Source organism: Streptomyces sp. NPDC029151, assembly GCF_055564315.1.
In genome coordinates this window covers 440,687-459,874 of record NZ_JBVHWQ010000007.1, presented here as the reverse complement: position 1 = coordinate 459,874, position 19,188 = coordinate 440,687, and the positions used below count along the sequence as shown (strand labels likewise).

The 19,188-nt window shown below is 72.2% G+C and carries 18 protein-coding genes; 16 read left to right on the top strand and 2 right to left on the bottom strand.

Translation table 11 applies throughout. The features are described 5' to 3' along the window. Positions 1-403 precede the first annotated feature (403 nt). The 11 genes from ACZ4VF_RS27040 to ACZ4VF_RS26990 all read left to right on the top strand — a co-directional run bounded on the left by ACZ4VF_RS27040 (position 404) and on the right by ACZ4VF_RS26990 (position 13,365). On the top strand, positions 404-2,053 hold the full coding sequence (locus tag ACZ4VF_RS27040; protein ID WP_467929142.1) for a CTP synthase: 1,650 nt from the start codon (positions 404-406) through the stop codon (positions 2,051-2,053). Positions 2,054-2,181: 128 nt separating this feature from the next. Beyond that, positions 2,182-2,808, top strand: a complete 627-nt coding sequence (locus tag ACZ4VF_RS27035; protein WP_467929140.1) for an NUDIX domain-containing protein — start codon at positions 2,182-2,184, stop codon at positions 2,806-2,808. A gap of 175 nt (positions 2,809-2,983) precedes the next feature. Further along, positions 2,984-5,059, top strand: a complete 2,076-nt coding sequence (locus tag ACZ4VF_RS27030; protein WP_467929139.1) for a tetratricopeptide repeat protein — start codon at positions 2,984-2,986, stop codon at positions 5,057-5,059. 146 nt (positions 5,060-5,205) lie between these two features. After that, the gene (gene ald / locus ACZ4VF_RS27025) at positions 5,206-6,321 is read left to right on the top strand and encodes an alanine dehydrogenase (RefSeq protein ID WP_467929187.1); all 1,116 of its coding nucleotides are present in this window, start codon (positions 5,206-5,208) and stop codon (positions 6,319-6,321) included. 412 nt (positions 6,322-6,733) lie between these two features. Next, positions 6,734-7,867, top strand: a complete 1,134-nt coding sequence (locus tag ACZ4VF_RS27020) for a ParA family protein (RefSeq protein ID WP_078611716.1) — start codon at positions 6,734-6,736, stop codon at positions 7,865-7,867. Beyond that, a complete protein-coding gene (locus ACZ4VF_RS27015; RefSeq protein WP_467929138.1) occupies positions 7,852-8,400 on the top strand; it encodes a hypothetical protein in 549 nt (182 codons plus the stop codon). The genes ACZ4VF_RS27020 and ACZ4VF_RS27015 overlap by 16 nt, the downstream gene beginning before the upstream one ends. Positions 8,401-8,841: 441 nt before the next feature. After that, positions 8,842-9,852 (top strand): segregation and condensation protein A, encoded by a 1,011-nt coding sequence (locus tag ACZ4VF_RS27010; protein ID WP_467929186.1) that lies wholly within the window; start codon positions 8,842-8,844, stop codon positions 9,850-9,852. Beyond that, positions 9,849-10,466, top strand: a complete 618-nt coding sequence (gene scpB, locus ACZ4VF_RS27005) for an SMC-Scp complex subunit ScpB (RefSeq protein ID WP_467929137.1) — start codon at positions 9,849-9,851, stop codon at positions 10,464-10,466. Before ACZ4VF_RS27010 ends, scpB begins: the two co-directional genes overlap by 4 nt. Positions 10,467-10,479: 13 nt before the next feature. Beyond that, on the top strand, positions 10,480-11,541 hold the full coding sequence (locus ACZ4VF_RS27000; RefSeq protein WP_467929135.1) for a pseudouridine synthase: 1,062 nt from the start codon (positions 10,480-10,482) through the stop codon (positions 11,539-11,541). A 63-nt stretch (positions 11,542-11,604) separates the two neighbouring features. After that, on the top strand, positions 11,605-12,612 hold the full coding sequence (locus ACZ4VF_RS26995; RefSeq protein WP_467929134.1) for an ADP-ribosylglycohydrolase family protein: 1,008 nt from the start codon (positions 11,605-11,607) through the stop codon (positions 12,610-12,612). Positions 12,613-12,615: 3 nt separating this feature from the next. Next, complete coding sequence (locus ACZ4VF_RS26990) at positions 12,616-13,365, top strand: nucleotidyltransferase domain-containing protein (protein WP_467929133.1); 750 nt, start codon at positions 12,616-12,618, stop codon at positions 13,363-13,365. Here ACZ4VF_RS26990 and ACZ4VF_RS26985 read toward each other — a convergent pair. After that, positions 13,291-14,034, bottom strand: coding sequence for a nucleotidyltransferase domain-containing protein (locus ACZ4VF_RS26985; protein WP_467929131.1), 744 nt, complete (start codon positions 14,032-14,034; stop codon positions 13,291-13,293). The two genes, ACZ4VF_RS26990 and ACZ4VF_RS26985, sit on opposite strands and share 75 nt — an antisense overlap. A gap of 22 nt (positions 14,035-14,056) precedes the next feature. Continuing rightward, positions 14,057-14,521 (bottom strand): Rieske (2Fe-2S) protein, encoded by a 465-nt coding sequence (locus tag ACZ4VF_RS26980; RefSeq protein WP_467929130.1) that lies wholly within the window; start codon positions 14,519-14,521, stop codon positions 14,057-14,059. Between the two features lie 169 nt (positions 14,522-14,690). Between ACZ4VF_RS26980 and aroH the strand changes: the two genes are divergently transcribed. The 5 genes from aroH to der all read left to right on the top strand — a co-directional run bounded on the left by aroH (position 14,691) and on the right by der (position 19,140). Next, positions 14,691-15,053 (top strand): chorismate mutase, encoded by a 363-nt coding sequence (gene aroH, locus ACZ4VF_RS26975; protein WP_467929129.1) that lies wholly within the window; start codon positions 14,691-14,693, stop codon positions 15,051-15,053. Beyond that, on the top strand, positions 15,050-16,135 hold the full coding sequence (locus ACZ4VF_RS26970; RefSeq protein WP_467929127.1) for a prephenate dehydrogenase: 1,086 nt from the start codon (positions 15,050-15,052) through the stop codon (positions 16,133-16,135). Before aroH ends, ACZ4VF_RS26970 begins: the two co-directional genes overlap by 4 nt. A gap of 99 nt (positions 16,136-16,234) precedes the next feature. Beyond that, positions 16,235-16,930 carry a (d)CMP kinase gene (gene cmk / locus ACZ4VF_RS26965; RefSeq protein WP_467929126.1) on the top strand — a complete coding sequence of 232 codons (696 nt, stop codon included), beginning with the start codon at positions 16,235-16,237 and terminating at the stop codon, positions 16,928-16,930. Between the two features lie 62 nt (positions 16,931-16,992). Further along, positions 16,993-17,595, top strand: coding sequence for a lysophospholipid acyltransferase family protein (locus tag ACZ4VF_RS26960; RefSeq protein ID WP_467929185.1), 603 nt, complete (start codon positions 16,993-16,995; stop codon positions 17,593-17,595). A gap of 63 nt (positions 17,596-17,658) precedes the next feature. Continuing rightward, positions 17,659-19,140 carry a ribosome biogenesis GTPase Der gene (gene der / locus ACZ4VF_RS26955; protein WP_467929125.1) on the top strand — a complete coding sequence of 494 codons (1,482 nt, stop codon included), beginning with the start codon at positions 17,659-17,661 and terminating at the stop codon, positions 19,138-19,140. The last annotated feature ends 48 nt before the right edge of the window (positions 19,141-19,188 follow it).

The window sequence follows — 19,188 nt, the reverse complement described above, 5'->3', positions numbered from 1 at the left end:
CAACGAACTGCCGCGCTCTCGTTGTTCCGGGTGATGTTGGCGGGGGTGTGCCGTCGTTCCGGCCGGGCTCGGCAGCGAATGTCCGAGCAGGATACGACGCACGTAGATGATGTGCGTGCCGCTCCGGGCAACCCATGTGGGCCGAACGAGTGACCATCCGGTGAGAACGGTGTGTCAGGGGCGGGTCCGTGCCGACACGAGTGACCTGTGTGACCGCGGCCCGCGTCCGTACGGGCACGGAACGTGCTCGGACGCCATTCCGGCCAGGCGCTGATACGCTGGTAGCCCGTGGACCGGTGGGAGAAAAACCCCCGAACCGCAGCGACGGCACCCCCCGGAAACGCCCGGGAGGGACGCCGTACCGCACCCCCCAGACCGCGACCACGGGAGCCCCCCTTTGGCCATGCCGCCCAAAACCACGACGACCAAGCACATCTTCGTCACCGGGGGTGTCGCCTCCTCGCTCGGCAAGGGTCTGACCGCCTCCAGCCTGGGCATGCTGCTCAAGGCGCGGGGCCTGCGTGTCGTGATGCAGAAGCTGGACCCGTACCTGAACGTCGACCCGGGCACGATGAACCCCTTCCAGCACGGTGAGGTGTTCGTCACCAACGACGGCGCCGAGACCGACCTGGACATCGGCCACTACGAGCGGTTCCTCGACCGTGACCTGGACGGCTCCGCCAACGTGACCACCGGCCAGGTCTACTCCACCGTGATCGCCAAGGAGCGGCGCGGCGAGTACCTGGGCGACACGGTGCAGGTCATCCCGCACATCACCAACGAGATCAAGCACCGCATCCGCCGCATGGCCACCGACGAGGTCGACGTGGTCATCACCGAGGTCGGCGGCACGGTCGGCGACATCGAGTCGCTGCCGTTCCTGGAGACCGTCCGCCAGGTCCGCCACGAGGTGGGCCGGGACAACGTCTTCGTGGTGCACATCTCGCTGCTGCCCTACATCGGCCCGTCGGGTGAGCTGAAGACGAAGCCGACCCAGCACTCGGTGGCCGCGCTGCGGAACATCGGTATCCAGCCCGACGCGATCGTGCTGCGCTGCGACCGCGAGGTCCCGACCGCGATCAAGCGGAAGATCTCCCTGATGTGCGACGTGGACGAGGCCGCGGTGGTGGCCTGCCCCGACGCCCGCTCGATCTACGACATCCCCAAGGTCGTGCACGCCGAGGGCCTGGACGCCTACGTGGTGCGCAAGCTCGACCTGCCCTTCCGGGACGTGGACTGGACGACCTGGGACGACCTGCTGGACCGGGTCCACAACCCCGACCACGAGGTCACCCTGGCGCTGGTCGGCAAGTACATCGACCTGCCCGACGCCTACCTGTCGGTGACCGAGGCGCTGCGCGCGGGCGGGTTCGCCAACCGCGCCCGGGTGAAGATCAAGTGGGTGACCTCGGACGACTGCAAGACCCCGGCCGGCGCCGAGGCCCAGCTCGCGGACGTGGACGGCATCTGCATCCCCGGCGGTTTCGGCGAGCGCGGTGTCAACGGCAAGGTCGGCGCCATCCGGTACGCCCGTGAGAACAGGATCCCGCTGCTCGGTCTCTGCCTGGGCCTGCAGTGCATCGTCGTCGAGGCCGCGCGGAACCTGGCGGACATCCCGGACGCCAACTCCACCGAGTTCGACCCCGCCACCGCCCACCCGGTGATCTCCACCATGGCCGAGCAGATGGACATCGTCGCCGGCGAGGGCGACCTGGGCGGCACCATGCGCCTGGGCATGCACCCGGCCAAGCTCGCCGAGGGCTCCATCGTCCGCGAGGTCTACGACGGCAAGGAGTACGTCGAGGAGCGCCACCGCCACCGCTACGAGGTCAACAACGCCTACCGCGCGGAACTGGAGAAGAAGGCCGGCATCGTCTTCTCCGGCACCTCCCCCGACGGCAAGCTCGTGGAGTACGTGGAGTACCCGCGTGACGTCCACCCCTACCTGGTCGCCACGCAGGCGCACCCGGAGCTGCGCTCCCGGCCGACCCGTGCGAACCCGCTCTTCGCCGGGCTGGTGAAGGCCGCGGTCGAGCGGAAGATCTCGAAGTAACACACCAGTTGTACGGTGGCCGGGGTGCATACCTTCAAAGGTGGGCACCCCGGTTTCGTTCTTCCGGCGCGCCGTCCGGCCCGCCGGGGACCGGTCTTTTCGTGAACGTGCGTGTGGAGGGACAGGGCATGACGATCAAGGACACCCCCGAGGAGTGGGAGATCCGGGCGACGGACACCCCCTTCACGGGCAACAAGACCTCCGTCCGCACGGACGACGTGGTCATGCCCGACGGCTCGGTGGCCCGCCGTGACTACCAGGTCCACCCCGGATCCGTGGCCGTCCTCGCCCTCGACGAGGAGGACCGGGTGCTGCTGATCAACCAGTACCGGCACCCGGTGCGGCACAAGCTGTGGGAGATCCCGGCCGGACTGCTGGACGTGCCCGGCGAGAACCCGCTGCACGCCGCCCAGCGCGAGCTGTACGAGGAGGCACACGTCAAGGCCGAGGACTGGCGGGTGCTGACCGACGTGTACACCACCCCCGGCGGCTGCGACGAGGCCGTACGGATCTTTCTGGCCCGCGGCCTGTCCGACGTGGAGGGGGAGCGCTTCGCGGCGGAGCACGAGGAGACCGACATGCAGCACGCGCGCGTGCCGGTCGAGGAGCTGGTGCGCCGCGTCCTGGCCGGTGACGTGCACAACAACTGCCTCGTCGTCGGCGTGCTCTCCCTGGTCGCCGCGCGCGGCGGGGACGGGCTGGACGCGCTGCGCCCGGCGGACGCCCCCTGGCCCGCGCGCCCCTTCCAGTCCTGACCGCGGGGTGGGCCGGACCCGTCCGGGCTACTGGTGTGACGATCGCCTGATCCGATCGGGCGATCCGTCCGCCGCGCTCCTCCGGGAACGTCGCAGAGCGTGAACTAGGCTCTTCAACGCCCGTACCGGAAGACACCGGCGGGCTTGCGCGTGCGGTGGGACGGGAGTGTGGCCCGTGACGGATCAGGCGGTGGACCCAGACGGTGCGGGACTGTCCGCGCACCCGGCCGCGGAGGACCGATTCCTGGGCCGTACCCGGGAGTTGAAGGAGTTGCGCGCCGACATCGAGCGCGCGGGCCTGGACACCCTCTCGGGCCGCAAGGCCCCCCGCGCGCGCGTGCTCCTCATCGCCGGCCGCCCCGGTTCCGGCCGTACCCGGCTCGCCGAGGAACTCGTCCGGCAGGTCGCCGAGCGTTACCCCGACGGGGTGCTGCGGGCCCGGCTCAGCGAGCCCGGCGGCACCCCGGTGCCCGTCGAGCAGGCCGCCCGTGACCTGCTGGCCGCGCTGGGACTGCCGGCCCCCGCCGGAGCCGCCGAGGAAGACCTCGCCGCGGCCCTGCGCGCGGCCCTCGCCGGCAAGCGGATGCTGCTCCTGCTGGACGACGCGGCCGGTGCCGAGCAGGTCGACGTGCTGCTCCCGGACGCCCCCGACTGCCTGGTGGTCGCCGTCTCCCAGGGCCCGCTCACCGGTATCGCGGACGTCCGCCCCTGCACGCTCGGCGGCCTCGACACCAAGTCCGCGCTGCAGCTGCTCACCGGGTACACCGGCTCGGTCCGCATCACGGTCGACCCGCGCTCCGCGGAGAGCCTGGTGGAGGCCTGCCAGGGCCACCCGGCCGCGCTGGTGCTGGCCGGGGGCTGGCTCGCCGCCCGGCCCCAGGCCGCCGTCTCCGACCTCGCCAAGCGGATGCACACGTACCCCGAGGGCGGGGCGGACGGCAGTGACGGCACCCCGCTCTCCCGTGTCTTCCGGCTCGTGTACGAGCAGCTGCCCGCACCGGCCGCCCGGACACTGCGGCTGCTCTGCCTGGCCCCGGCCGGCCTCGCCGACCCGCACACCGCCTCGGCGCTGGCCGGCTGCTCGGTCGACGCCGCCCGCTCCACCCTGGACGAACTCGTCGCCCTCGGTCTGCTCCGCGCGGCGGACACCCCGCTGCCCCAGTACGAGGTCCCCGGCTGCCTGCACCCCCTGCTGCGCGGCCTCGCCGAGAGCCAGGAGCGGCCGGCCGAGCTGCAGCTGGCCCGGGCCCGGATGCTGGAGCGGACGGTACGGCTGCTCCAGTCCTGCCGGGCGATCACCGAGACGGACAGCCCGCAGGCCCGGGAGAAGCTGAACGGCATGCCGCCCGCGCTGCGCTTCCCGAGCCCCCGGGCCGCCGCCGACTGGCTGCGCATCCGGCGCCCCGCCCTGCTGGCGTCCGCGCGCCTCGCGGTGGCCGACGGCGAGCTGGACACCCTCGCCCGCCGGCTGATGTCCCAGCTGGTCAGGGCCCTGGCGGCGCATGTCGGCACGCAGGCCGCCGCCCCTGATCTGTACGGCGTCCACGGCCTCGTCCTGGACGTCGCCGAGCGGCGCGGGCTGCCCCGGGAGAAGGCCGCGGCGCTGCTGAACCTGGGTGACCTGGACGCGCAGACCGGCCGCACCCGGGAGGCGCTGGCCCGCTTCCGGGCCGCCCTGGACGCCGGACGCGAGGCGAACGACTCGTACGCGACCGGCCGCGCGATGGAATCCGTAGGCGGCGCCTACCAGGAGCTGGGTGATCACGACCGGGCCGCCGACTGGTTCGGCCGGGCGCTGGCCGAGCGGCTGGCCCGCGGGCAGCACCCGGAGGCCGCCCGGCTGTACGGCCGTATCGGCACCGCGTACACCTACGCGGGGCGCTACGGCGAGGCGCTCAGGAACTGGCGGGCCGCCCTGGCCGGCTACCGCAGGAGCGGCGATGTCGCCGCCAGCGCACGGGCGTTGAGCGAGATCGCCCGGGTGCAGGAGTACGCGGGCCGGCCCGGGGAGTCGCTGCGCACCTGCCAGGAGGCCGTGGAGTGGGCGCGGCGGGCCGAGGACCGCCGGTTGCAGGCCGCACTCCAGCTGCGGCTCGCCGACACCCTCGACCGGCTCGGCGACCCGGCGGCGGCCCGCCTGCACCGCGCGGCGGCCGAGCGCATGCTGGCTGAGGAGCCCCCGGAGGAGGAAACAAGGCCGGATCAGGCCGCTAACGCCTGCGAAATCCGTACTGCATCCAGTGAAGATTGATGCAATGGAAGGCTAGACAGCAGGAACACCTTCATTAGACTGGCTCTGCCGCTCGTTCTCCTGCGGTGTCTCCCGGTATGCCCCCGCATGTCTGGGTACGTCTGTATTGCACCCCCATACCCTCTGAGCCAAGGACCGTGATCGACGTGAAGGTCGGCATCCCCCGCGAGGTCAAGAACAACGAGTTCCGGGTGGCCATCACCCCCGCCGGTGTGCACGAGCTGGTGCGCAACGGCCACCAGGTCGTCATCGAGCGGGGCGCCGGCCTCGGCTCCTCGATCACGGACGAGGAGTACGTCTCCGCCGGTGCCGCCATCCTCGACACCGCGGACGAGGTCTGGGCCTCCGCCGACCTGCTGCTCAAGGTCAAGGAGCCGATCGCGGAGGAGTACCACCGCCTCCGCAAGGACCAGACCCTCTTCACCTACCTGCACCTGGCCGCCTCCAAGGAGTGCACGGACGCGCTGCTGGAGTCCGGCACCACGGCCATCGCCTACGAGACCGTCGAGCTGCCGAACCGCGCCCTGCCGCTGCTCGCCCCGATGTCCGAGGTCGCGGGCCGGCTGGCCCCGCAGGTCGGCGCCTACCACCTGATGCGCGCGGCCGGCGGCCGTGGCGTGCTGCCGGGCGGTGTCCCGGGTGTGACCCCGGCCAAGTGCGTCGTCATCGGCGGCGGTGTCTCCGGCTGGAACGCCACCCAGATCGCCGTCGGCATGGGCTTCGACGTGACCCTGCTCGACCGCGACATCAACAAGCTGCGCGAGGCCGACCGGATCTTCGGCACCAAGGTCAAGGCGATCATGTCCAACTCCTTCGAGCTGGAGAAGGCCGTCCTCGACGCCGACCTCGTCATCGGCGCGGTCCTCATCCCGGGCGCCAAGGCCCCGAAGCTGGTCACCAACGAGATGGTGTCCCGCATGAAGCCGGGAAGTGTCCTTGTCGACATCGCGATCGACCAGGGCGGCTGCTTCGAGGACTCCCGCCCCACCACGCACGCCGAGCCGACCTTCCAGGTCCACAACTCGGTCTTCTACTGCGTGGCCAACATGCCGGGCGGCGTGCCCAACACCTCCACCAACGCCCTCACCAACGCCACGCTGCCGTACATCGTCTCGCTGGCCAACAACGGCTGGGCGGAGGCGCTGCGCCGTGACGCCGCGCTCGCCAAGGGTCTCAACACCCATGACGGCAAGGTCGTTTACAAGGAGGTCGCCGAGGCGCACGGCCTGGACCACGTCGAGCTGGACTCCCTGCTCGGCTGACCCGTGACCTGGTGAGCCGTTAAGTCGCCCACCGGCAAAAGGCGATTCGTCAACACGTCTCGTCAACCCCGCGCACCCGGCCGGACCTTGCCCGACAAGGTCCGGCCGGATGTGTGTATGGTCACTTTGCGACGCTCGGTCAACTCGCCTCGAACGTAACCCTTCGACCGATTCGCACACCCGTGAAACCTGCTGTGCGACGGCCGTACGCCCTTGACAGAGGGATGTTTCATTGCCGACACATCCGGCCGGGTCCGGCGGATTGTGTTGCTGCGGACCGCCGACACGCCATAGAGTCGCCAACCGTCGGCATGGTGCCACGCTGACCTTGTCTAGAAGTTTCCTGGTCACCAAGGAGGTAAGACGACTTGTGAATGAGTCGACATTTTCTCCCGGGGGTGGTCAACCAGGAATGCCTGCACGGGGCCAGGGCCCCGCGGGATTCGAGGCTGTCGGCTCCGTAGCTGTGCGCACCTTCGCAGCCCACCAGAGTTCCGGTCCGCAGGCGGCCGGGACAGCACACCAGAGCATGGATGGCCATCACGTGAACGCCATGGCCGGCGACGGAAGTGGCGCGCCCCACAACCAATTCGCCGACTACGACGAACTGCCCGAGGGGCACTTCTACGACCCCGACGCCGAGTACGAGCCCGATCCCGAGTACGCGGCCACGCTCGCGCCCGACGCGGCCCGCCAGCGCCGTGAGCGCATCGGCCCGACCGGACGCCCGCTGCCGTACTTCCCGATCCCGGGCCCGCTGACCGACCACGGCCCCGCGACGATCATCGCGATGTGCAACCAGAAGGGCGGCGTCGGCAAGACGACGTCGACCATCAACCTGGGTGCCGCGCTCGCGGAGTACGGCCGGCGCGTGCTGCTCGTGGACTTCGACCCGCAGGGCGCGCTGTCGGTCGGTCTCGGCGTCAACCCGATGGAGCTGGACCTCACCGTCTACAACCTGCTCATGGAGCGGGGCATGTCCGCGGACGAGGTCCTGCTGAAGACGGCGGTCCCCAACATGGACCTGCTGCCCTCCAACATCGACCTGTCGGCCGCCGAGGTCCAGCTGGTCTCCGAGGTCGCGCGCGAGTCGACGCTCCAGCGGGCGCTGAAGCCCCTGCTGCCCGACTACGACTACATCGTGATCGACTGCCAGCCCTCGCTCGGCCTGCTCACGGTCAACGCCCTGACGGCCGCTCACAAGGTGATCGTGCCGCTGGAGTGCGAGTTCTTCGCCCTGCGCGGTGTGGCCCTGCTGACCGAGACCATCGAGAAGGTCCAGGAGCGGCTCAACCCCGAGCTGGAGCTGGACGGCATCCTCGCCACGATGTACGACTCGCGCACGGTGCACAGCCGCGAGGTGCTGGCCCGCGTGGTCGAGGCGTTCGACGACCACGTCTACCACACGGTCATCGGCCGCACGGTCCGCTTCCCGGAGACCACGGTCGCCGGTGAGCCGATCACCACGTACGCCTCCAACTCCGTCGGTGCCGCCGCCTACCGCCAGCTCGCCAGGGAGGTGCTCGCCCGGTGTCACGCCGAGTGAGTCTGCCCGGGGCCGACGAACTGTTCCGCACGACCGGGGGGATGGCGCTCCAGCCGTCCACGCCCCGCCGCGCGGCCAACGGTGAGGCCCGGGTGCCGGCTCCCGCGGGGGAGAGCGACGAGGCGGCCGCCGCCGAGGACGCACCGCAGTCGGTGCCCGTCCGGGGCGGGGACGGAGAGGGAGCGGAGCACGCGGCCGCGGAGGCCGAGCCGGCCGACGCCGGCGAGTCCCGCACCCGGCCGGCCCGGCGCCAGGCGGCGCAGGAAGGTTCTGCCGCGGAGCAGCCGCGCAAGCGCGGCCGGGCGGCGGCGCGGCGGCCCAGCGGGCGCGAGCGGCACGACGAGAAGATCACCGTCTACGTCTCCGCCGAGGAGCTGATGGACCTGGAGCACGCGCGTCTGGTGCTCCGCGGCGAGCACGGGCTCGCGGTGGACCGCGGGCGGATCGTCCGCGAGGCGGTGGCCGTGGTCCTGGCCGACCTGGAGTCCCGCGGGGACGCGAGCATCCTCGTGCGACGGCTGCGCGGGCGGTAACGGTAGCCTGCGGGGGCTATGACCTCGAACGGAGCCCCTGCCCCCGGCGCATCCGCCGGCCGTCGGCGTGCGCTGGGGCGAGGGCCGGGCGCCGCGCCGGCCGAGCCGGTCGCCGTACCCGCCGAGCCGGTCGCCGTACCCGCCGAGCCGGTCGCCGTACCCGCCGAGCCGGTCGCCGTACCCGCCGAGCCGGTCGCCGTACCCGCCGAGTCCCCGGGACCGGAGCTGCCGGAGCCCACTGAGCCCGAGCCCGTCGGAGCCGAGCCAGCCGAGCCGGAGCCCACTGAGCCGGAGCCGGCCGAGCCGGAGCCAGCCGAGCCCGAGCCCGCCGAGTCGGAGCCCGCTGAGCCCGAGCCGGTCGCCGTATCCGCCGAGCCCCCGGGACCGGACCTGTCGGAGCCCACTGAGCCCGAGCCCGCCGAGCCGGAGCCGGCCGAGCCCGTGCCCGCCGAGTCGGAGCCCGCCGAGCCCGTGCCCGCCGAGTCGGAGCCCGCCGAGCCCGAGCCTGTTAGAGCCGAGGCCGCCGAGTCGGAGCCCACTGAGCCCGAGCCCGCCGAGCCGGAGCCCACTGAGCCCGCCGGAGCCGAGCCCGCCGAGCCGGAGCCCGCCGAGCCGGAGCCCGCTTCCGGCGGTGTCTTCAAGGTGCGTCTCTCGAACTTCGAGGGTCCCTTCGACCTGCTCCTCCAGCTGATCTCCAAGCACAAGCTGGACGTCACCGAGGTCGCCCTGTCGAAGGTCACCGACGAGTTCATGGCGCACATCCGGGCCATGGGACCCGACTGGGACCTGGACCAGACGACGGAGTTCCTCGTCGTGGCCGCCACGCTGCTCGACCTGAAGGCCGCCCGGCTGCTGCCCGCCGCCGAGGTGGAGGACGAGGCCGACCTGGCGCTGCTGGAGGCCCGGGACCTGCTGTTCGCGCGCCTGCTCCAGTACCGCGCGTACAAACAGGTCGCCGACATCTTCAACCAGCGGCTCGACGAGGAGGCCCGGCGGTACCCCCGTACCGTCGGCCTGGAACCCGAGCACGCCGAGCTGCTGCCCGAGGTCGTCATCAGCATCGGCCCCGAGGGGTTCGCGAAGCTCGCGGTCAAGGCGATGCAGCCGCGGCCCAGGCCGCAGGTCTACGTCGAGCACATCCACGCCCCGCTGGTCAGCGTGCAGGAGCAGGCCGGGATCGTGGTCGCCCGGTTGCGGGAGCTGGGCGAGGTCAGCTTCCGGGTGCTGGTGGAGGACACCGGCGACACCCTCACCGTCGTGGCGAGGTTCCTGGCGCTGCTGGAGCTGTACCGGGAGAAGGCCGTCGCCCTGGACCAGGAGACCGCCCTCGGCGAGCTGCTGGTGCGCTGGACCGGCGGGGACGGGGACGGGGCGCCGAGGGTCACGGACGAGTTCGACCGGCCGCCCCAGGTGCCCAAGGAGGAGAAGGCCAAGGAGGAGAAGAAGGCATGAGCGAGACCGCCGGCCTCGACCTCAAGCCCGCCCTGGAGGCGATGCTCATGGTCGTGGACGAGCCCGCGACCGAGGAGCACCTGGCGAGGATCCTGGAACGGCCAGAGCGGCAGATCGCGGACGCGCTGCGCGAGCTGGCCGACGAGTACACCGTGCAGGGCCGCGGCTTCGAGCTGCGGTTCGTCGCCGGCGGCTGGCGCTTCTACACCCGCGCCGCCTACGCGCCGGCCGTCGAGCGGCTGGTCCTGGACGGCCAGACCGCCCGCCTCACCCAGGCCGCGCTGGAGACCCTCGCGGTCGTCGCCTACCGCCAGCCGGTCAGCCGCAGTCGCGTCTCCGCCGTGCGCGGGGTGAACTGCGACGGGGTCATGCGCACCCTCCTGCAGCGCGGTCTGGTCCAGGAGGCGGGCACGGAACCCGAAACAGGTGCGATCCTGTACAGGACGACGAACTACTTCCTGGAGCGGATGGGCCTGCGCGGCCTGGACGAGCTTCCGGAACTCGCGCCCTTCCTCCCCGAGGCGGAGGCGATCGAGGCCGAGACCCAGGAGGGGGTCCCGTCGTTCGACCCGGACGCGCCCGACGCGCCCGGCGGTCAGGACGCAGACGACTAAGACGGAAACCTAGATGCGAAGCAGCGGCAGCGGCAAGAGCGGCGGGCGCGGTAACTACCGCGGTGCCGGCAACGACAGGGACCAGAAGCAGGGGCAGGGCCGGCCCCGCAAGCCCCGCCCCGAGGAGCGCCGCTACGACGTGGGCCCCGGGGCCACCAAGGACGGCCCCAAGGCCGGACGCGGCGGGGCGGCCCGCGGCGGCTCCAAGGGCGGCCCGAAGCGGCCCCAGCAGGACGGTCGCACGGCCCCGGCGCGCTCCCGCGAGTACGAGACCCGGGTCGAGGAGCGCAACCGGGAGCGGTACGCGGGCAGGAAGGACATCAGGCTGCCCAAGACCTTCCCCGGCGCCGAGCAGGAGGGCGAGCGGCTGCAGAAGGTCCTCGCGCGCGCGGGCTACGGCTCCCGGCGGGCCTGCGAGGAGCTGATCGACCAGGCCCGGGTCGAGGTGAACGGCGAGATCGTCACCGAGCAGGGCAAGCGGGTCGACCCGGAGAGGGACGAGGTCAAGGTCGACGGCCTGACGGTCGCGACCCAGTCGTACCAGTTCTTCTCGCTGAACAAGCCCGCCGGTGTCGTCTCCACCATGGAGGACCCGGAGGGCCGGCAGTGCCTCGGTGACTACGTCACCAACCGCGAGACCCGGCTCTTCCACGTCGGGCGGCTGGACACCGAGACCGAGGGCGTCATCCTGCTCACCAACCACGGCGAGCTGGCGCACCGCCTCACCCACCCGAAGTACGGCGTGAAGAAGACCTATCTCGCCGCGATCGTCGGGCCGATCCCGCGCGACCTGGGCAAGCGCCTGAAGGACGGCATCCAGCTGGAGGACGGCTACGCGCGCGCGGACCACTTCCGGGTGGTCGAGCAGACCGGCAAGAACTACCTGGTCGAGGTGACCCTGCACGAGGGCCGCAAGCACATCGTGCGCCGCATGCTGGCGGAGGCGGGCTTCCCGGTCGAGAAGCTGGTGCGCACCTCCTTCGGCCCGATCACGCTGGGCGACCAGAAGTCGGGCTGGCTGCGCCGTCTGTCGAACACCGAGGTCGGCATGCTGATGAAGGAAGTCGACCTCTAAAGCGGCTTGCCGTGATCACCGTCCCCCTTTATTGTCATGGTGACGATAAAGGGGGACGTGCATATGCCCAAGCAGCCGGCGACCGGAGCGCTTCTCGGCCTCGCCCTGGGGGACGCCCTCGGTTACCCGACCGAGTTCAAGACCGTGCCGTTGATCGAGTCGATGTTCGGGCCCTGGCGAAAGCTCGAACTGTCGGAGCGCGCACGCGTCTCCGACGACACCCAGATGACACTCGCCGTCGGGCGGGCCCTGCGTACGGCCATGGAGCGCGGACAGCTCACTCCGAAGCGGCTGGAGCGGCCCCTGCGCGAGGAGTTCGTGGACTGGTACCAGTCGCCGGAGAACAACCGCGCCCCGGGCAACACGTGTCTGCGGGCCTGCGAGCTGCTCAAGGCGGAGGGCCGCGCCTGGCAGGACGCCAGCCAGATCGGCTCCAAGGGCTGCGGTGCCAACATGCGGGTCGCCCCGATCGGACTCGCGCCGGGCCTGAGCGAGGAACAGCGGGCCGGGGCCGCCCAGTTGCAGTCCGCGCTCACCCACGGCCACCCCACCGCGCTGGCCGCCTCCGACCTCACCGCCCACGCCGTCCACCTGCTCGCCCGGGGCACCGACCCCGCCGGGCTGGTCGGGCAGCTGCGCTCGTACGCCCTGGACAACCGCACCCGCTACCACCACACCTGGCTCGGCGACCTGTGGACCCGGTCCCAGGACCCCGGCCCCGAGCAGTTCATCGCGCGCGGCTGGGACGAGTGCCTGGAGATCCTCGGCCGGCTCCGGGAGGCCGTGCGGACCGCCTCCCCGGAGACCGACCCGTGCCTGGCCACCGGCGAGGGCTGGATCGCCGAGGAGGCCCTCGCCACCGGGCTGCTGTGCTTCCTGCTCTTCCCCGGCGAGCCCGTCACCGCCCTGCGCCGGGCCGCCTGCACCGCCGGCGACTCCGACTCCATCGCCTGCCTCACCGGTGCCTTCGCGGGCGCCTGGCTGGGCGCGGACGCCTGGCCCGCCGACTGGACCGGCCGGATCGAGTACCGAGGGGACCTGTTGGCCCTCGGAGCGCTCTGGGACGCTTAGTCCATGATCGACGACCTCGACATCGACCTGACCCCGGTGGTCGCGGAACAGCCCGACCCGCTGCTGTTCGCCACCGTCTCCGGCGCCCACCTGTACGGCTTCCCCTCGCAGGACTCCGACGTGGACCTGCGCGGCGTCCACCTGCTCCCCGCCGCCGACCTCCTCGGACTGCGCGAGCCGGAGGAGACCCGCTCGCGGACCTGGGTCCGGTACGGCGTCGAGCTGGACCTCGTCACGCACGACCTGCGCAAGTTCGTCCGTCTGATGCTGCGCCGCAACGGCTATGTGCTGGAGCAGCTGCTCTCCCCGCTGGTCGTGCACACCACCGACGCCCACCGGGAGCTGGCCGCCCTGGCCCCCGGCGTCCTCACCAGCCACCACGCCCACCACTACCGCGGGTTCGCGGTGACCCAGTGGCGGCTGTTCGAGAAGACCGGCGAACTCAAGCCGCTGCTCTACACCTTCCGCGTGCTGCTCACCGGCATCCACCTCATGCGCAGCGGCGAGGTGCAGGCCCATCTGCCCACCCTGCTGGAGCAGGTCGGCGGGCCCCGCTACCTGTCCGACCTGATAGCCGCCAAGCAGGAGCGGGAGCACGGCACGGCCGACGTCGACCGCGAGCGCGTCGAGGCCGACGTGGAGCGGCTGCACGACGTGCTCGACGAGGCGCAGGCCGGCTCAGCCCTGCCCGACACCGCCGGCGCCCACGACGCCCTGCACGACCTCGTGGTCCGGCTCCGCCTGGCGGGCTGAGGCCCGGCGCACCCGGTGCAGGAAGCCGGCCACGCGCGCGTGGTCCGGCTCCGGCGGCAGCGGGCTGCCCCGCAGGGCCTCCTCTGCCTCGGCCGCCAGCTGGACCATCCACGCCTCGACCCCGGCCCACGGCACCTCGCCGCGTCTCACCGCCAGCAGGGGCTCGCGCTGCTCACCGACGTCGATCACCAGCTCGCCGGTGCGCAGCAGGTCCCGGGCGCTCATCAGCAGGCGCAGCAGGTGCATCGCGTGCTTCCAGCGCGGGGCGCCCGTCGCGCGGACGTCGGCGTCGAGCTTCCTGCGCTGGCCGAGGGCGTACCGCGTGAAGGCGTCGTACGCGTGGCGGGACAGGAAGGCACCGCGCAGGGACAGCAGCTCGCGGCCGGTGTCGTCCACGTGCTCCACCAGCGGGGAGTGCAGGCACTCCAGGATGTTCGGGTTGCCGCGCAGCCCAAGCTCGCAGAAGCGCTCCAGCTCCCAGGAGAACCGCTCCTCGCCCGGCCCCTCCACATGCGTCGGCGGCTTCTCGAACCGCCAGAACAGCGGGGTCGGGGCGAGGAACACCCCGCGCCGGTCGGTGTCGCTGGCGTCCGTCGCCAGACCGAAGGCGCGGGAGCCCATGACACAGGCGTAGATCGTGTGGTGGCGTACCAGGTCCTGCGGCTGCATCCCCGGAGCGTACGCGGCCCCCTCAGTCCACGTGGATCGAGTTTCCGTCCACCGTGACCGACCGCTTCTCCAGCGGCCTGGTCGCGGGGCCGTGGGCCACCGAACCGTCGGCGATCCGGAACCTGCTGCCGTGGCAGGGGCAGTCGATGGTGCCGTCCGCCACCTCGCTCACCGTGCAGCCCTGGTGGGTGCAGACCGCCGAGAAGGCCTTGAACCTCCCCTTCTCCGGCTGGGTGACCACCACCTTCTCCTTCTTGAAGACCTTGCCGCCGCCCTCCGGGATGTCGCTGGTCCGCGCCAGCGCCCTCCCCGCGGGGGACGCCGCCTCCGCGACGGGGGACGTCTCCTCGGCGGCGGCGGGGGGCGCCGAGGAGACGTCCGTCGCCGGCGCGGCCTCGCCGCCGTTGCCGCCGCACCCCACGCATCCCAGGGCGAGCGCACCGGCCCCGGTGGCGAGGACTGTTCGCCGTGTCGCTGGCTGGGGCATGTCAGACCTCCGTACAGACGTGCATATCGGTGGACACCGCAGTGCACAGCGGTGGATACCGGGACACCCGCATCGTCTCAGCGAGCGAGCGGCGCACGCCCGTCCCGCGCGGGCTGACTAGGCTGGACGGACCAAGAACGGAACACGCATGTCAGCGAGGAGCAGCGCCGTGGCGGTACGAGCGGTCCGGGGGGCCGTCCAACTGGAGCGGGACGAGGCCGGACACATGGAGGAGCAGGTGGGGGCCCTGCTCACCGCCGTCCTGGAACGGAACGGGCTGACCGCCGACGACCTGATCAGCATCTGGTTCACGGCCACCCCCGACCTGCACAGCGACTTCCCGGCCGCGGCGGCCCGCAAGCTCGGCATCGTGGACGTCCCCCTCATCTGCGCCCAGGAACTGGACGTCGAGGGCGCCATGCCCCGGGTCGTCCGGGTCCTCGCGCACATCGAGTCCGACAGGCCCCGCGCCGACATCAGCCACGTCTACCTCGGCGCCGCCGCGGCCCTGCGCAAGGACATCGCCCAGTGAGAACCGCACTCGTCATCGGAACCGGCCTCATCGGCACCTCCGCCGCCCTGGCCCTCGCCCAGCGCGGCGTCACCGTCCACCTCGCCGACCACGACCCCGAGCAGGCCCGCACGGCCGCCGCGCTCGGCGCCGGCACCGACGAGGCCCCTGAGGGCCCGGTCGACCTGGCCGTCGTCGCCGCCCCGCCCGCCCACGTGGCCCGGGTGCTCGCCGACGCGATGCGCCGGGGCGTGGCCCGCGGCTACCTGGACGTCGCCAGCGTCAAGGGCGGCCCCCGCCGCGAGCTGGAGGCGCTCGGCCTGGACCTCACCGCGTACATCGGCACCCACCCCATGTCCGGCCGGGAGAAGTCCGGCCCGCTGGCCGCCACCGGCGACCTCTTCGAGGGCCGCCCCTGGGTGCTCACCCCCACCCGGGACACCGACACCGAGGTGCTCAACCTCGCCCTGGAGCTGGTCTCGCACTGCCGGGCCGTCCCGGTCGTCATGGACGCCGACGCCCACGACCGCGCCGTGGCCCTCGTCTCCCACATGCCCCACCTGGTGTCCAGCCTGGTCGCCGCGCGCCTGGAGCACGCCGAGGAGGCCGCCGTACGGCTGTGCGGGCAGGGCATCCGGGACGTGACCCGGATCGCCGCCTCCGACCCCCGCATGTGGATCGACATCCTGTCCGCGAACCCCGGCCCGGTCGCCGACCTGCTCTCCGACGTCGCCTCCGACCTGGACGAGACGGTCCGCGCGCTGCGCGCCCTGCAGTCCTCCGAGGAGGACAAGCGGACCGAGGGCACCGCCGGCATCGAGGACGTGCTGCGCCGCGGGAACGCCGGCCAGGTGCGGGTGCCCGGCAAGCACGGCAGCGCCCCGCGCGTGTACGAGACCGTCGTCGTCCTCATCGACGACCAGCCCGGCCAGCTGGCCCGCATCTTCGCGGACGCGGGCCGGGCCGGCGTCAACATCGAGGACGTCCGGATCGAGCACGCGACCGGGCAGCAGGCCGGTCTGGTACAGCTCATGGTCGAACCGAAGGCCACCACGACCCTGAAGGAGGCGCTGCGCGAGCGGGGCTGGGCACTGCGCCAGTAACACCCGGCGAGGGCGGCTCCCGCGAGCCAGTAACCTTGTCCGGGGCGCCCTCGCGCCCCGGACCCCGCTCACCACCCTTCACCAGGAAGGTGCCCTCCCGTGGAAAACGGCGCCGCCCCGACCGCCAAGCCCGTGATCGTCGCGATCGACGGTCCCTCCGGCACGGGCAAGTCGAGCACGTCGAAGGCCGTGGCCGCGCAGCTCGGCCTGAGCTACCTGGACACCGGTGCCCAGTACCGGGCCATCACCTGGTGGATGGTGACCAACGGCATCGACCTGGAGGACCCGACCGCCATCGCCGCGGTCGCCGGCAAGCCGGAGATCGTCTCCGGCACCGACCCGGCCGCCCCGACCATCACGGTCGACGGCGTCGACGTCGCCGCCCCGATCCGCACCCAGGAGGTCACCTCCAAGGTCAGCGCGGTCAGCGCGGTGCCCGAGGTGCGCGCCCGGATCACCGAGCTGCAGCGCTCGCTGGCCGCCGGCGCGGAGCAGGGCATCGTGGTCGAGGGCCGCGACATCGGTACGACCGTCCTCCCGGACGCCGACCTGAAGATCTTCCTCACGGCCTCCCCGGAGGCGCGTGCGGCCCGCCGCAGCGGTGAGCTGAAGGGCGCCGACGTCCACGCCACCCGCGAGGCCCTCATCAAGCGGGACGCGGCCGACTCCAGCCGCAAGACCTCGCCGCTCGCCAAGGCGGACGACGCGGTCGAGGTGGACACCACCGAGCTGACCCTCGCCCAGGTCATCGAGTGCGTCGTCACCCTGGTCGAGGAGAAGCGGGCCGGGAAGTGAGCCGTACGCCGGTCGCATCGCAGCGGGGTGCCGAGGTCGGGCGGCGCATCGGCGTCGGCCTGATGTACGGCCTGTGGCGGCCGCGTGTGCTCGGTGCCTGGAAGGTGCCGGCCACCGGCCCGGTGATCCTCGCCGTGAACCACTCCCACAACATCGACGGCCCCATGGTCATGGGCGTGGCACCCCGGCCCACGCACTTCCTGATCAAGAAGGAAGCCTTCGTCGGCCCGCTGGGCGCCTTCCTGACCGGCATCGGCCAGCTGAAGGTGGACCGCACCACGGCCGACCGCACCGCGATCACCGACGCCCTCGGCGTGCTGGCGGCCGGGGGAGTGCTGGGCATCTTCCCGGAGGGCACCCGGGGCGAGGGCGACTTCGCCTCGCTGCGCGCCGGGCTCGCCTACTTCGCGGTCCGCGGCGGGGCGCCGATCGTCCCCGTGGCCGTCCTGGGAAGCACCGAGCGGCCCGGACGGCTGACCAAGGCGCTGCCGCCGCTGCGCTCCCGCGTCGACGTCGTCTTCGGCGACCCGTTCGAGGCGGGCGACGGCTCCGGGCGGCGTACGCGCGGGGCGCTGGACGAGGCGACCGCGCGCATCCAGAAGCAGCTCACCAGCCACCTGGAAAACGCCAGGCGCCTGACCGGGCGACAGGCGACACTTGAGTAGTGGATCAGCCCACGCGGGGCTTCTCCACCGATCACCACGAATGAACGACGAGGTACGGACTTCATGAACGACGACATCCAGCCCGGCGACTCGGCTGAGCACGAGTACGAGCACGGGGCTCTCGGCGACGCCGAGTACGCGGAGTTCATGGAGCTCGCCGCGGAAGAGGGCTTCGACGTCGAGGACGTCGAGGGCGCCATCGAGGCGGCGGGCCACGGCCCGCTGCCCGTGCTCGCCGTCGTCGGCCGCCCCAATGTCGGCAAGTCGACCCTGGTGAACCGGATGATCGGCCGCCGTGAGGCGGTCGTGGAGGACCGGCCGGGCGTCACCCGCGACCGCGTCACCTACGAGGCCGAATGGGCCGGCCGCCGCTTCAAGGTCGTCGACACCGGCGGCTGGGAGCAGGACGTCCTCGGCATCGACGCCTCCGTGGCCGCGCAGGCCGAGTACGCGATCGAGGCCGCCGACGCGGTCGTCTTCGTGGTCGACGCCAAGGTCGGCGCGACCGACACCGACGAGGCGGTGGTCCGGCTGCTGCGCAAGGCCGGCAAGCCGGTCGTCCTGTGCGCCAACAAGGTCGACGGCCCGAGCGGCGAGGCCGACGCGGCCTACCTGTGGAACCTGGGCCTCGGCGAGCCCCACCCGGTCTCGGCCCTGCACGGCCGTGGCACCGGCGACATGCTCGACGCCGTCCTGGAGGTCCTGCCGGACGCCCCCGAGCAGTCCTTCGGCACCGCGATCGGCGGCCCCCGCCGCATCGCCCTCATCGGCCGCCCCAACGTCGGCAAGTCCTCGCTGCTGAACAAGGTGGCCGGGGAGGAGCGCGTCGTCGTCAACGAGCTGGCGGGCACCACCCGCGACCCGGTCGACGAGATGATCGAACTCGGCGGCAAGACCTGGAAGTTCGTGGACACCGCCGGTATCCGCAAGCGGGTCCACCTCCAGCAGGGCGCCGACTACTACGCCTCCCTGCGCACGGCGGCCGCGGTGGAGAAGGCGGAGGTCGCGGTCATCCTGCTCGACGCCTCCGAGAACATCTCGGTGCAGGACCAGCGGATCGTCACCATGGCCGTCGAGGCGGGCCGCGCGGTCGTCCTGGCCTTCAACAAGTGGGACACCCTCGACGAGGAGCGCCGCTACTACCTGGAGCGGGAGATCGAGACCGAGCTGGGCCAGGTCGCCTGGGCGCCCCGGGTCAACGTCTCGGCCCGCACCGGCCGGCACATGGAGAAGCTGGTCCCGGCGATCGAGACGGCGCTGGCGGGCTGGGAGACGCGTGTCCCCACCGGCCGCCTGAACGCCTTCCTCGGCGAGCTGGTCTCGGCCCACCCGCACCCCATCCGGGGCGGCAAGCAGCCGCGCATCCTGTTCGGCACCCAGGCCGGCACCAAGCCCCCGCGGTTCGTGCTCTTCGCCTCCGGCTTCATCGAGGCCGGCTACCGGCGCTTCATCGAGCGCCGGCTGCGCGAGGAGTTCGGCTTCGAGGGCACCCCGATCCACATCTCGGTGCGGGTGCGCGAGAAGCGCGGCGCGAAGAAGAAGTAACGGCGGCACGACGCCTCAGGGCGGTCCTGGTGATCCAGGGCCGCCCTG

Bases quoted from the DNA above. Each gene is read 5' to 3' on its own strand.
- ACZ4VF_RS26985 (WP_467929131.1), bottom strand. From the start codon at position 14,034: ATGCAGCCGCAGGACCTGGTACGCCACCACACGATCTACGCCTGTGTC.
- ACZ4VF_RS27040 (WP_467929142.1), top strand. From the start codon at position 404: ATGCCGCCCAAAACCACGACGACCAAGCACATCTTCGTCACCGGGGGT.
- ACZ4VF_RS27035 (WP_467929140.1), top strand. From the start codon at position 2,182: ATGACGATCAAGGACACCCCCGAGGAGTGGGAGATCCGGGCGACGGAC.
- ACZ4VF_RS26960 (WP_467929185.1), top strand. From the start codon at position 16,993: ATGTACGGCCTGTGGCGGCCGCGTGTGCTCGGTGCCTGGAAGGTGCCG.
- ACZ4VF_RS26980 (WP_467929130.1), bottom strand. From the start codon at position 14,521: ATGCCCCAGCCAGCGACACGGCGAACAGTCCTCGCCACCGGGGCCGGT.
- ACZ4VF_RS26990 (WP_467929133.1), top strand. From the start codon at position 12,616: ATGATCGACGACCTCGACATCGACCTGACCCCGGTGGTCGCGGAACAG.
- ACZ4VF_RS27000 (WP_467929135.1), top strand. From the start codon at position 10,480: ATGCGAAGCAGCGGCAGCGGCAAGAGCGGCGGGCGCGGTAACTACCGC.
- scpB (WP_467929137.1), top strand. From the start codon at position 9,849: ATGAGCGAGACCGCCGGCCTCGACCTCAAGCCCGCCCTGGAGGCGATG.
- der (WP_467929125.1), top strand. From the start codon at position 17,659: ATGAACGACGACATCCAGCCCGGCGACTCGGCTGAGCACGAGTACGAG.
- ACZ4VF_RS27020 (WP_078611716.1), top strand. From the start codon at position 6,734: ATGCCTGCACGGGGCCAGGGCCCCGCGGGATTCGAGGCTGTCGGCTCC.
- ACZ4VF_RS26995 (WP_467929134.1), top strand. From the start codon at position 11,605: ATGCCCAAGCAGCCGGCGACCGGAGCGCTTCTCGGCCTCGCCCTGGGG.